Raw genomic sequence first — 13,477 nt, forward strand, 5'->3', positions numbered from 1 at the left:
GCAGAGTAAATCTATGCGTTTGTTGATGGTAGGAGACATTGTAGGATCTCCCGGAAGGAAAGCATTAAAGGAAAATTTACCCAAGATCAAGCGTTCCCATCATCCTGATGCCATTGTGGTGAACGGAGAGAATGCTGCTGAGGGACGAGGGATTACCCGTTCGATTTCCAGAGAGTTTTTTGGAATGGGAGTCGATTGTATCACATTGGGAAATCACGCATGGGACAAGCAGGAAATATTTGATTTTATAGACAGTGAACATCGATTGGTACGTCCGGCTAATTATCCAAAAGGAACGCCGGGGAGAGGTTACAGCCTGTGTCGTGTAGGGAAAAAGAACTTGGTGGTCGTCAATCTGATGGGGCGTTCGTTTCTATCCAATTTGGATTGTCCTTTCCGAACGGCTGATGCGATCCTGGATCAATTAGAGGGGACGCCTTTTATTCTGGTCGATATCCATGCGGAAACGACCTCTGAAAAACAGGCGTTGGCTTGGTATTTAGATGGTCGTGTCTCAGCCGTAATCGGTACGCATACTCATGTGCAAACGGCTGATGAACGAATTCTTCCCAAAGGAACCGCATATTTGACTGATGTGGGGATGGTAGGGCCATATGATGCCATTCTAGGGATGAATAAGGATCTGGTTCTTAAAAAGTTTTTAACTCAACTGCCAGTTCGTTTTGAAGTGGGAATGGGAAGAACGCAATTTAATGCCGTATTGCTGGAGTGTGATTCCCAAACAGGAAAAGCAGTTCAAATCAATCGGGTTCGGATTGATGATGATCATCCCTGGTTTGAATAATTTAATGCTTGTCTTAAATTTATCATAAAAAAAGTGGCGGCGTTTTACAGCATTGAAATCCGATGTTTGATGGATTAAACAAGATGATTGCTTTTATGGCAATGAATAGAAGGAATTTATGAAAGATTGCCGAATATATTAACAGTGGATTTCACTCCAAACCATCGAGGAGGTAGCCAACATGGAAGTATTAAAAGTTTCAGCAAAGTCCAATCCGAACTCTGTTGCTGGTGCGCTTGCAGGTGTTTTGCGTGAACGTGGTAACGCAGAGATTCAGGCAATTGGTGCAGGTGCACTTAATCAATCTGTTAAGGCGGTTGCAATTGCACGAGGGTTTGTAGCGCCCAGTGGAATTGACCTGATCTGCATTCCCGCTTTCACTGATATTGTCATCGATGGTGAGGAACGTACGGCGATTAAGCTGATCGTTGAACCTCGCTAGAGGCATTCCAATCGAACCCTAAACCTGTTTATTTTTCATAAACAGGTTTTCTTTTATTTTATGAGGGGGAGGATGATGATGGGCTGGGCGGATGGTCACTGTGATGTGTTGTATAAGTTGTGGCAAGATGGGGAGGGAAAGCTTGATTTTTACTCAAGAAATGGTAATTTGGATGTAAATTGGCCTAGAGCGAAAGACGCAAAGGTTCGGCTTCAGGTTTTTGCTATTTTTGTTCCTCCTGAGGTTCCACGGAGTCAGAGTTGGCATGTGGCTCTGCAACAGGTGGACGATTTTTATGAGAGGGTGGTGCAAAAGGGAAGCCGAGTTTGCCCAGTAAGGTCCGGCGAAGAAATCGCTTTGCTGAGACAGGGAGACCAAATGGGTGGACTTCTGGCTATGGAAGGTGCAGATGCGCTACAAGGAAATCTCAGTTATCTCCGTTTACTGTACCGATTGGGTGTTCGTCAAGTTGGTTTGACATGGAATCATGCGAATGAAGTGGCGGATGGGATTGAGGAAAAACGCGGAGGGGGTCTTACCCGGTTCGGACACCATATGGTGCAGGAGATGGATCGATTGGGGATGGTTTTGGATGTCTCGCATCTGTCAGTGAGAGGCTTTTGGGATGTGATGGAATACAAGATCCCTGTGGTAGCTTCTCATTCCAATGCTCAGGCAATCTGCTCACATCACCGCAATTTGATGGATGATCAAATCCGTGCTGTGATACAGAAAGAGGGATTAATCGGGATCACATTTGTACCAAAGTTTGTCCATGATCACCCTGAGGTTGCAACGGTAGATTGTATTCTGAAACATATCGAATATATTCTGAGTCTGGGAGGCAAAAATCACATCGCTTTTGGTTCTGATTTTGATGGAATTGATCAAAAAATTCCCGGCTTAGAGCATATTGGAGATGTTTGCAATTTGAAAGAGGAGCTAATCAAGCGATACCCGGAACAATGGGTCCGAAAATGGACGGAAGAAAATTGGTTGGATTTTTATGTTCGTCACCTTTGATCAAGGGGTTTATTGGGGGATCTGTTATGGTTGCTTTTTGCTTGCAAGGGGTCTAGAATAAATAACTGATAATGGATTTGAAAGTATTGTTAAGATATGTTGGAAAATGATCAAACGTGGGTCGGGCACAGATTTTCCAGTGACCCATCTGTTTTCACCTACCTATGAGCGATGAGAAGCGGGAATTTGTATAACCTGTGTCCGAAGTATGTCAAGTGGGTTTCGCCAGTTGCAGGGAGAATCAAAGGAGATGAGATGATTGATCAAGCAACTTTCGTGGAAAGTGGGCGGACAGCAGGGAGAAGGGATTGATAGCACAGGGGAGATTTTTTCCACAGCATTAAATCGTTTGGGATATTATCTTTATGGTTATCGTCATTTTTCTTCCCGTATTAAGGGTGGTCATTCCAATACAAAAATACGAATCAGTGTCCATCCGATCCGGGCTGTTTCTGACGATTTGGATATTTTGGTCGCATTTGATCAGGAAACCATTGATTTAAACGCCTATGAACTTCACTCTTCCGGTGTTGTACTGGCGGATTCCAAATTTAATCCTTCTCTTCCTGAAAAGGTTGCGGCACGTTTGATTTCTATTCCTTTTACAAAGATTGCCCAGGATATTGGATTGGCTCAGATGAAAAATATGGTGGCAGTCGGAGCCTCCAGCGCATTGCTCGGTTTATCGAAAGAGGCTGTCCAAGAAGTGATTGAAGAGAAATTTTCCCGAAAAGGCCAAGCAGTGGTGCATAAAAATATGCAGGCGATTGGTGAGGGGTTTCAATATATTTTTCAAGAGACAGGCGGACCTTTGAAGGAATTTCAGCTGGCACCTTCTGACGGGAAAAAACGGCTGTATATGATTGGGAATGATGCGGTCGCTCTTGGGGCGATTGCTGCAGGGGCCCGGATCATGGCTGCTTATCCGATTACCCCATCCTCAGAAATTATGGAATATCTCATTAAACGATTGCCTCAGTTTGGTGGAACGGTCGTTCAGACGGAAGATGAGATTGCCGCGATTTCGATGGTGGTTGGTGCCAACTATGGGGGTGTTCGGGCATTGACCGCGTCTGCTGGTCCGGGGTTGTCGTTAATGACAGAAGCGATCGGTCTTTCAGGGATGACAGAAACTCCTGCTGTGATTGTAAATACACAGCGAGGTGGTCCCAGCACAGGTCTACCTACGAAACAGGAGCAGAGTGATATCAATGCCATGATTTATGGAACGCATGGGGAGATTCCCAAAATTGTGATTGCACCGAGCACAGCGGAAGAGTGTTTTTATGATACGATTCAGGCTTTTAACTTGGCTGATAAATATCAGTGTCCGGTCGTTATCCTTACGGATCTGGCGCTGTCCCTTGGAAAACAGACCGTAAACCCGTTGGATTATGATCAGATAAAAATCGACCGTGGCAAAATGATCACTGATTCGAAAGATTTAAAAGAACTGGATAACTCAGAACTCTTTGAGCGATATCAATTGACGGACGATGGGATCTCCCCGCGTGTGTTGCCTGGAGTGAAAAATGGGCTTCATCATGTGACGGGAGTGGAGCACAATGAAGTGGGTCGACCGTCGGAGCACGCTGCAAACCGTAAACAGATGATGGAAAAACGGTTACGGAAGTTGCAAGAGGGGATCGATTTTAATGATCCGGTCTACATTCAAGCCACATATGAACAACCGGATGCACTGATTGTTGGAATCAACTCCACCCGTGGAGTGATTGGGGAAGCGATCAAGATGTTGGAAAAGGATGGTCTGAGTGTGAACCATCTGCATATCCGTCAATTGCTCCCCTTCCCGACGGAAATTGTGAAAGCCCATGTGGAAAAAGCGAAAAAGGTCATTGTTGTTGAAAACAATGCAACCGGTCAGTTGGCAAACCTTTTGAAATTGTATGTGGGGATGTCAGAAAAGATTTCCCATGTGGGCAAGTATGATGGGACTCCGTTCCTCCCTTCGGAAGTTTATCACCAATGTAAGGAGCTGTTCGTTCATGGCCACGTTTAAAGACTTCCGCAATAAAGTAAAGCCTAACTGGTGTCCGGGCTGTGGAGATTTTTCCGTATTGGCTGCCATGCAACGGGCTTTTGCCAATCAGGGTCTAAATCCGGAGGATGTGATGCTGGTTTCCGGAATTGGTTGTTCCGGTCGAATTTCCGGTTATATGAATGCTTATGGTTTCCATGGTATACATGGAAGAGCCTTGCCGATTGCCCAGGGTCTGAAACTGGCTAACCGGGACCTCACGGTAGTCGTTGCCGGTGGTGATGGGGATGGTTTCGCTATTGGGATGAGTCACACCATCCATGCAATCCGAAGAAATATGGATATCACGTATATTGTGATGGACAATCAGGTTTATGGATTGACGAAAGGTCAAACATCACCCCGAAGTGACGTAGGCTTTAAGACAAAGAGTACTCCTGATGGTTCCATTGAATCTTCCATCGCTCCTTTGGAAATGGCCTTGACCGCCGGTGCGGGATTTGTTGCTCAAGGGTTTTCAACCAATTTGAAACAGTTGACCCGATTGATTCAGGAGGGCTTGCAACATAAAGGTTTTTCGTTGATTAATGTATACAGCCCCTGTGTCACGTATAATAAGATAAATACGTATGATTGGTTTAAAGAACATCTGGTGAACCTGGATGAGGATGAAGGATATGATCCATCCAACCGGATGATGGCCATGCAGAAATTAATGGAATCAAATGGTCTGGTTACAGGCTTGATTTATCGTAACGAAAATCGGAAAAGCTATGAAGAGCAAATTCCTGGCTTTCGGGAGATGCCTCTTACAAAGCAGGATGTCAAGATCGGTAAGGAAGAGTTTGAGGATTTGTTGACGGAATTTGCGTAGAACGTTTGGCCACTTTCCTCTTGGAAAGTGGCCTTTTACAGAATAGTAGGTGGTATCATGAAATGGACAGTGTTGGGGTGTCAGAGTCCCTATCCTGGACCTGGTGGTGGGACACCCGGCTACTTGTTGGAAGTGTCGGGACAGAGAATCTTGGTTGACTGTGGAAGCGGTGTGCTGTCCAAATTGGGATGCTATTTCCAGCCACACCAATTGGACGCCGTTTGGTTGTCCCATCTGCACTTTGATCACATCGCAGATTTTTTTGTTTTGCAATATGCTGTGAAGACAGAGGTTCGATTGGGACGCAGAAAAGCCCCCCTAACGGTGTATGCTCCGGCTGAGCCGGCGGATTGGGCTGAAAAACTGAATAAATATCCATATGTATTGCATCAGTCAATCCACGAAGGACAGACCTATCCGTTTCATGGCTGCGAGATTACTGCACATCGGACAGAGCATGCCATTCCCTGTTATGCGTTAAAGATTCAGGGTCAAGAGAAGGTCATCCTTTATGGAGCGGATGCCGGTCCATCCACTCCTTGGAATTCCATGTGCATCCAACCTGATTTGTTTGTTTGCGAAGGTACCTTTCTTCACCAAGACTTGCCTCTACAGCCAGTGGGTCATCATTCCGTACTTCAGGCAGCTATGGCTGCACAACGGATCAAGGCACACCGATTGCTTCTGACTCATCTTTATCCTGGATACTCTCACCAATCGTTATGGAATGAAGCATCTTCTGCTTATTCCGGGCAATTGTCAATTGCCAGCCCAGGCTGGTCCATTTCGCTTTGAAGGCAGGATCTAAACGTATTGACATATAGCCTATAATACCTGATCCCTATTGTTACAAAGGCATTACGATGTTAGAATTTCGTTGTTTCTCATGGTTCATGAAATGGTAGAGGTTGATTGGAGGGGATAGACTGGTGTTCGATCTTTTCAGTCAAGATGACAAAAAGAAATTTATAGAAAAAACGAGACAGTTATTGGAAAAGGGGAAGGGGGGCATTTTAAAAGCCTGGGAAGGGCACAGAGAAGAACTGGCACGCCGAGAGCGGGAAAAAGCATATGAAGAAGACTATGAAGCAGAGTTCCGATACCGGGATCAGGATCTCGATTTCCGTATGCTGATTACCTCTGAAGAGGCGCATGTATATGAACAAGCCAAGAAAAAGCTGAAGGAAGTCAAATCCCTTGACTACGAACCTCATGTGTATAAACAGTGGGAATCAAAAAAATATTTATCCCTGCACGACTACTTTACAAAACAGATCCGCTATTATTTCGAACGTCGAAATGAAGATCCTGTGGCCCTTCATCGTACCATCCGCTACTGTGAACGGCAGATCGAATATGCTCCGGTTGCTGCCAAAGCGTACTGGATGGATCCGTACACTTATGCTCTCCCGAAACATCCAGGATATGATACTCTGATTTTTCTTTATCAGGAGGTTGAGGAGTGGGACGGAGCGATACGTCTGGCGAAGAAAGCGAAAAAGCAAGGATGGAATGGAGACTGGGAAAGCAAAATACAGGAGTTAGAAGATCACTTGAGGTCTATATAAAACAGCCGCTTGAATTGTGGCTGTTTTATTTTATTTTGATTTGTTTGAATTTATAAAATAATTGTCCGTGTATATAATACATTTTTCAATTGGCGTAAAAGTGGTATAATGTCATATATAGAGAGTAAAAAGGCTGTTATGGATGGGAGTGATGTCCGTCGTGAGTGGAAAGATGCGTGCATTAGTAAAACATCGTGCTGGTTATGGAGCAAAATTGCAGGTTGTACCCATTCCTGAAATCGGACCGGATGAAGTATTGGTAAAAGTGACGGCAACGACGATTTGTGGAACGGATGTCCATATTTACAAATGGGATGATTGGGCGGCTGAGCGAGTCAAGCCGTCATTGGTGTTTGGTCATGAGTTTTCCGGGGAAGTGGTTCAGGTTGGAGAAAATGTGAAGCACCTTTCCATCGGGGATCATGTTTCGGCTGAAACCCATATTGTTTGCGGAAATTGTCCCCAATGCCGCCGGGGGGAAGCGCATGTTTGTGCAAATACGAAGATTATCGGTGTGGATCAGGCGGGCTGTTTTGCGGAATTTGCTGCGATGCCTGCAGAAAATCTATGGAAAAACAAAAAGAATCTGGAACCGGAAGTCGCTTCAGCGATGGAACCGATGGGCAATGCAGTTCATACGGCATTGTCCGGGCCGATTGCCGGGAAAACCGTGGCTGTTATCGGTTGTGGCCCCATCGGTGTAATGGCTGTGGCTGTTGCCAAGGCTTCTGGTGCGTCCCAAGTGTTTGCTCTGGACATCAATGAATATCGGTTGGACTTGGCGAAAAAGATGGGGGCTGATTACCTCATTCACTCCGGTAAAGAGGAACCTGTGAATAAAATGGCGAAGTTGACTGATGAACAGGGAGTGGATGTGGTCCTGGAAATGTCGGGAAACCCTGTGGCAATCCAGCAAGGTTTCACCATGCTGACCTATGGTGGACGAATATCGATGCTCGGCTTGCCAACCCGCCCTGTTGAGTTGAATGTCAGCGATGACATTGTATTTAAGGGGATACAGGTGCATGGAATTGTAGGTCGGCGGATGTATGAAACATGGCAACAAACCGCAGGTTTTCTTGAGTCGGGACAAGTGGATTTGCGCCCGATGATCACACATCGTTTTGCACTAGAGGATTATGAGAAAGCGTTTGAGCAAATGATGAGCGGAAATTCCGGCAAGATTGTGCTTTATCCCTGATTTTTTAAAAAAACATATAGGAGGGGAAATGATGAAAGGCTTTGAATATCTTGAGGAAGAAATCCGTGAATGGAAAGAATTAGGTACTTATCGGCCGCTTACCGAACTGGAATCCGATCAGGACTCAAAAGTAACGATTCAGGGACAGCGGGTGATCCAGCTTTCATCCAACAATTATTTGGGTCTTACCACACATCCACGGCTGAAAAAGGCGGCGTTGGAGGCTGTGGAGAAATATGGTGCGGGGACCGGTTCCGTTCGTACCATTGCCGGTACATTTTCTATGCATGAGGAGTTTGAAAGAAAACTGGCGGATTTTAAACATACCGAGGCTGCACTTGTTTTCCAATCCGGATTTACTGCGAATGTTGGGGTGCTGTCATCCATCCTAACGGATCAGGATGTCGTGATCAGTGATGCTTTGAACCATGCCAGTATTATTGACGGCATTCGTCTTACCAAAGCAGGTCGTCGTATATATAAGCATGTTGATATGGATGATTTGGAAAAAGCACTCAAAGAGACAGAAGGGGCACGTACCCGTCTTGTGGTAACAGATGGCGTTTTCAGCATGGATGGAGATGTGGCACCTCTTCCCGATATCGTAGAGCTGTGTGAAAAATACGATGCGCTGGTTATGGTGGATGATGCTCATGCCAGCGGGGTAATGGGGAAAAATGGACGGGGTACTGTGGATCATTTTAACCTTCATGGACGCGTTCATATCCAAGTCGGAACGCTTTCCAAAGCGATCGGTGTACTGGGAGGCTATGTAGCAGGTCCTTCCGTTCTCCGCGACTACCTGATTCATCGTGCTCGCCCCTTTCTGTTTAGCACTTCTCACCCTCCGGCTGTAACGGCTGCCTGCAAGGCTGCAATCGATGTGCTGCTGGAGGAACCGGAGTTGGTTGAACGTCTTTGGGAAAATACCCGTATGTTTAAAAAAGGGTTACATGATCTTGGGTTTCAAACCGGTAAGAGTGAAACTCCGATTACTCCTGTCATGGTTGGAGATGACGCTCTTGCGATGAAGTTTTCCGATGAACTGCTGGAAGAAGGCGTTTATGCGCAAGGGATTGTATACCCCACCGTGGCCAAGGGAGAGGCACGTGTACGGACGATTGTAACCGCAGGGCATTCCAAAGAGGATTTGGAGCGGGCATTGGAAGCTTTTGCCCGTGCCGGACGAAAGCTGGGGATTATCTAACATAGTGATGGTTTTTCCGTATTGGATCAAGGCAGTCGAGTGTTTTCCCGGCTGTCTTTTTTCTGATGGATGGAATGGTTGAACCTGCCTTTCATTGAAGAATCGAGTGGATTTCGATATAATTTATTAGATACTGATTTGATCACTCATACCGTGGAAAGGGTTGAGTATAGATGAACGAAGAAATGCGCAAATATTTTACGCCACCAGATTTAAAGGCGGCGAAAAAGCGTGGGAAGCAGGATGTCTCTGTTTTGGAATTTGATCAGATACCGGATGAAATGAAAGAGGTCGGCAAAGGTAAAAAGTATCTGATCAAGACATTTGGCTGTCAGATGAATGTTCATGACTCAGAAACGATTGCAGGCATTCTGGAGTTGATGGGGTACGAATCGACAGAATGTGAGGAAGAGTCGGATCTGATTCTGATCAATACCTGTGCCATTCGTGAAAATGCTGAGGACAAAGTGTTTGGTGAAATTGGTCGTCTGAAGCCCTTGAAGGTGGAAAAGCCTGAACTGGTATTGGGAATGTGCGGATGTATGTCCCAGGAAGAGTCGGTTGTCAACCGGATTCTTCAAAAGCACCAGCATGTGGATCTTATTTTTGGGACACACAATATTCACCGGCTGCCACATCTTTTGATGGAAGCGTTGATGAGCAAGGAAATGGTAGTGGAAGTCTGGTCCAAGGAAGGAGATATTGTTGAGAATCTTCCCAAGATCCGCCAAGATGGGTTGAAGGCATGGGTGAATATTATGTACGGGTGTGATAAATTTTGCACCTACTGTATTGTTCCATATACACGGGGAAAAGAGCGGAGCCGGCGCCCTGAAGATGTTTTGGCGGAAGTTCGGGAATTGGCGCGCAAGGGATATCAGGAAGTTACTTTGCTCGGTCAAAATGTGAATGCTTACGGAAAGGATTTGACCGGAAGAGATTATCGGTTTGGTGACCTGATGGATGATATGCGCAAGATCGGGATTCCTCGTGTCCGGTTTACAACCAGTCATCCGAGGGATTTTGATGATCATCTGATTGAAGTATTGGCTAAGCGGGGAAATTTGGTGGAGCATATTCACCTTCCGGTACAGTCAGGTAACAATGATATCCTGAAAATCATGGCACGTAAATATACACGGGAGCGGTTTTTGGAGCTTGTCAGGAAAATCAAGCGAGCGATTCCCGATGTGGTGTTAACCACGGATATTATTGTCGGATATCCGGGCGAGACAGAAGAACAGTTTGAGGATACACTCTCTCTGATGAAGGAAGTGGAGTTTGACTCTGCTTTCACATTTATCTACTCTCCCCGTGAAGGAACTCCAGCGGCAAAAATGAAGGACAATGTTCCACAGGAAGTGAAAAAGGAGCGACTGCATCGTTTGAACCGTCTTCAAGATGAAATCAGCCGGAAGAAAAACGAGTCCCTTCAAGGAAAAGTGGTTGAGGTGTTGGTGGAAGGGGAGAGTAAGAAAGATCCGGATGTTTTATCTGGCCGCACGCGAACCAATAAACTTGTAAACTTTTACGGACCGAAACATTTAATTGGCCGTTTTGCTCATGTTCGGATCACTGAGCCTCGCACCTGGACGTTAAAAGGTGAGTGGATGGAAGAGTCTTCCGCTCATCAGGTGGGCAGCTGAACATGAAAGAAATTGCAAACGATCATCCTGCCTTGGTCCATGCTGCCCGATTGGGTAAACGTCTCTTGGAGGCTGAGGAGGTTCGGCGCTTTCGTCTGGCTGAAGAGCAAATTCAACGAAGCAACCGGGTGAACAAACTCATTGAAGAGATTAAAAGAAAACAGAAGGAACTGGTCCACGCAAAGCATTACGGGAAATCTGCATATATTCGTCAACTGGAACAGGAGCTTGACCAGTTACACAAAGAGATGGACAGTCTGCCAATTGTACGGGAATATCAGCAATCACAGGTAGAGATGAACGATCTGTTACAAACATTGACGAATATTGTCGCACAAGAGATTTCCGAAAAGCTGGATGTGGAAATCGGAGGAGATGCTGGAGGCGGTGGTTGTGGTAGTGGCGGCCCTTGCGGCTGCAAATAACTATATCAGTGACTGAACGACCTGAGAGGAATTTCCTGCAGGTCGTTTTTTTGTGCACTGACGGCTTTGGGCTGATGTTCCGGGCTTTTTTTAGCACCCTAGACGATCGCCCTGCATACTATTGATACTGAACGTTGTTTTGGAGGAGGGAGTATCGTGTCAAAAACAGATAACGGAATGCAATGCCGTGAGATCATTACCAAAGCGGTTACCGGTAAAGGCCGTAAGTTCTCCCAGGCAACCCACTCCATCCACCCCCCTGACAATATTTCCAGCATCCTTGGTGCTTGGATTATCAATCACAAATATGAAGCGAACCAGGTGGGGGATGTCATTGAGGTCTCAGGGAGCTATGACATCAATATGTGGTTTTCTTTTGACGAGAATACCAAAACAGAAGTGGCCAACCACACCGTAAGCTATGTGGAGCAGGTTTCACTAAGTTACTACGACAGTAATGTACGGGAGGGAACCACACAGGTAACGGCCATAGCCACTCAACCCCCCAATTGCGTTGAAGCGACCATTGCTGCTGATGGTTCATGTTTGGTTCGGGTGGAAAGAGAGCTTTATGTGGAGATGGTTGGAGAGACGAAGGTCTGCGTCATGGTGTGCCCTGGTGATTGTGATGATTGGGATGACAAAGTATTGGAGGGAACAGATACAGAAGAGACGGTTGATGACTTTGAAGATCTGGACCCGGATTTGGTTATTGATGACTTGAACGACTGATGGCTGTAACCATACCGTAAGCCCGTGGAGGCAGAAGCCTCCATTTTCTTTTATGTGCTAACCATGTATCCCTCAGTCACATAACATATCAACAGGTCTCTATTCGTAAATGCGAAAGGGGAAGCGATATGGAGCCGCTTAACCTTCCGATCCAAGGTGCAGTTAGTGAACAAACGATGCAGAACCAATTGGTGACATCACAAAACACGCTTGTATCCTCCATTCGTATAGAAGGTTTGCAAAACCGGTCATATGAGAATCAGATGATGACACTTAATGTAGAAGAAGCAGTAAATGGTGCAACTGACCGTGATTACAAAATTGCTGTTTTAAAGCTTCATGGTATTGCTGTAGCTGATAAAAAACTCCTTGTGACTAAAAAATATATTGTTTCTGTATTTCAAACCAAAGTGACCCGAATGTATCGCTCCCGTCAACAAAAAGCTTGGTTAGCTGGGAAAGCCTCCACGAAAAGAGAAACCTTCCAGAGTGTAGATTTAAATGAAAACACCAGGGAATGTCGGCGAGTAAAGACGCTTTCCATTCGGGCGCTGTATGCTTTGGGGTTGGATTATGGTGTGGTGAAAATTGGAATACGGGCGGGTAATATGGTTGAAGTACAGGATGTGATCCCAGGCCCCAAGCTGAATCGCGAGATGGAAAAAAGTTTTTTTCATGCGCTTTCCGGTTATGTAAAAAGTCTGCCCCACACCTTGGTTCCTTTGGATCAGGTCATCTTGGGTGCTGATCCTGAATTCATCATGCGAAAAAACAATGGAAGCCTGATTATGGCTTCAGACTATTTTCCCCGCTTTGGCAGGGTGGGGTGTGATGCGATCTGGTATGGGCAAAACCGATCAGCAAAGCCTCTGGTGGAGATTCGCCCGCAACCGACACGAGATCCCCGTCAATTGGTGATTCGGTTATATAAAGGGATGCTTCAAGCTTCAAAGCGAGTGAATATAACGGATGTTCAGTGGCTTGCGGGAGCTCTTCCCCATCCGGGATTTCCGCTCGGAGGTCATATTCATTTTTCTGGAGTATATTTGAATTTTAAACTTTTACGTGCTTTGGATCATTATTTGGCACTTCCTCTTGTACTGGTGGAAGATCCGATCGGGGTTCGGCGTCGCCCCCGATATGGATATCTGGGAGACTATCGAAACCAGTTCCATGGTGGTTTTGAATATCGAACCCTTCCCAGTTGGTTGGTATCTCCCACCTTAACCAAGGGTGTACTTGCTTTGGCAAAGTTGGTGGTGGCTCGTTATCCGATTTTAAAGGCGGATGATCTTAAGCGATATACAGTACAGAAAGCGTATTATGATGGAAACAAGGAGCAATTAAAGCCTATTGTCAGCAGGTTGTGGGAAGAATTGAAGGGGTTGGATGATTACCAACGGTATCAGCGTTATCTGGATTCGTTTTTTCGTATGCTGTTTTCGGATAAGACCTGGAATGAATCAAAAGATATACGAAAACTGTGGAAAATACCACCGTATCGTTGATAGGCATTGCTTGTTTGTGACAGAAGGGCGTGATACAATAAATATCG

General features: G+C 45.7%; 13 protein-coding genes. All 13 read left to right on the top strand.

Annotated elements, in window-relative coordinates; genetic code table 11:
* Positions 1-13: 13 nt before the first annotated feature.
* The 13 genes from FN782_RS06420 to FN782_RS06480 all read left to right on the top strand — a co-directional run bounded on the left by FN782_RS06420 (position 14) and on the right by FN782_RS06480 (position 13,430).
* Entirely contained in the window at positions 14-805 is a 792-nt protein-coding gene (locus FN782_RS06420) for a TIGR00282 family metallophosphoesterase (RefSeq protein ID WP_142504949.1), read from the top strand.
* Positions 806-986: 181 nt separating this feature from the next.
* Complete coding sequence (locus tag FN782_RS06425; protein WP_040387185.1) at positions 987-1,247, top strand: stage V sporulation protein S; 261 nt, start codon at positions 987-989, stop codon at positions 1,245-1,247.
* 75 nt (positions 1,248-1,322) lie between these two features.
* On the top strand, positions 1,323-2,270 hold the full coding sequence (locus FN782_RS06430) for a dipeptidase (protein WP_246064868.1): 948 nt from the start codon (positions 1,323-1,325) through the stop codon (positions 2,268-2,270).
* A 259-nt stretch (positions 2,271-2,529) separates the two neighbouring features.
* Complete coding sequence (locus FN782_RS06435; protein ID WP_142504951.1) at positions 2,530-4,290, top strand: 2-oxoacid:acceptor oxidoreductase subunit alpha; 1,761 nt, start codon at positions 2,530-2,532, stop codon at positions 4,288-4,290.
* Positions 4,277-5,143 (top strand): 2-oxoacid:ferredoxin oxidoreductase subunit beta, encoded by an 867-nt coding sequence (locus tag FN782_RS06440; protein WP_142504952.1) that lies wholly within the window; start codon positions 4,277-4,279, stop codon positions 5,141-5,143. The genes FN782_RS06435 and FN782_RS06440 overlap by 14 nt, the downstream gene beginning before the upstream one ends.
* A 57-nt stretch (positions 5,144-5,200) precedes the next feature.
* Positions 5,201-5,938, top strand: coding sequence for an MBL fold metallo-hydrolase (locus FN782_RS06445; protein WP_142504953.1), 738 nt, complete (start codon positions 5,201-5,203; stop codon positions 5,936-5,938).
* Between the two features lie 134 nt (positions 5,939-6,072).
* A complete protein-coding gene (locus FN782_RS06450; RefSeq protein WP_142504954.1) occupies positions 6,073-6,711 on the top strand; it encodes a hypothetical protein in 639 nt (212 codons plus the stop codon).
* A gap of 160 nt (positions 6,712-6,871) precedes the next feature.
* Positions 6,872-7,912, top strand: coding sequence for an L-threonine 3-dehydrogenase (gene tdh, locus FN782_RS06455; RefSeq protein WP_142504955.1), 1,041 nt, complete (start codon positions 6,872-6,874; stop codon positions 7,910-7,912).
* 31 nt (positions 7,913-7,943) lie between these two features.
* Positions 7,944-9,119, top strand: a complete 1,176-nt coding sequence (locus FN782_RS06460; RefSeq protein ID WP_142504956.1) for a glycine C-acetyltransferase — start codon at positions 7,944-7,946, stop codon at positions 9,117-9,119.
* Positions 9,120-9,292: 173 nt separating this feature from the next.
* On the top strand, positions 9,293-10,765 hold the full coding sequence (miaB, locus tag FN782_RS06465) for a tRNA (N6-isopentenyl adenosine(37)-C2)-methylthiotransferase MiaB (RefSeq protein WP_142504957.1): 1,473 nt from the start codon (positions 9,293-9,295) through the stop codon (positions 10,763-10,765).
* A gap of 2 nt (positions 10,766-10,767) precedes the next feature.
* Positions 10,768-11,190, top strand: a complete 423-nt coding sequence (locus FN782_RS06470; RefSeq protein ID WP_142504958.1) for a YlbF/YmcA family competence regulator — start codon at positions 10,768-10,770, stop codon at positions 11,188-11,190.
* A gap of 156 nt (positions 11,191-11,346) precedes the next feature.
* A complete protein-coding gene (cotE, locus tag FN782_RS06475; protein WP_246064869.1) occupies positions 11,347-11,922 on the top strand; it encodes an outer spore coat protein CotE in 576 nt (191 codons plus the stop codon).
* Positions 11,923-12,050: 128 nt separating this feature from the next.
* The gene (locus FN782_RS06480; protein WP_142504959.1) at positions 12,051-13,430 is read left to right on the top strand and encodes a putative amidoligase domain-containing protein; all 1,380 of its coding nucleotides are present in this window, start codon (positions 12,051-12,053) and stop codon (positions 13,428-13,430) included.
* Positions 13,431-13,477 lie beyond the last annotated feature (47 nt).

The sequence above is a fragment of the Melghirimyces algeriensis genome (assembly GCF_900182565.1).
In the GTDB taxonomy this organism is placed as follows: domain Bacteria; phylum Bacillota; class Bacilli; order Thermoactinomycetales; family DSM-45169; genus Melghirimyces; species Melghirimyces algeriensis.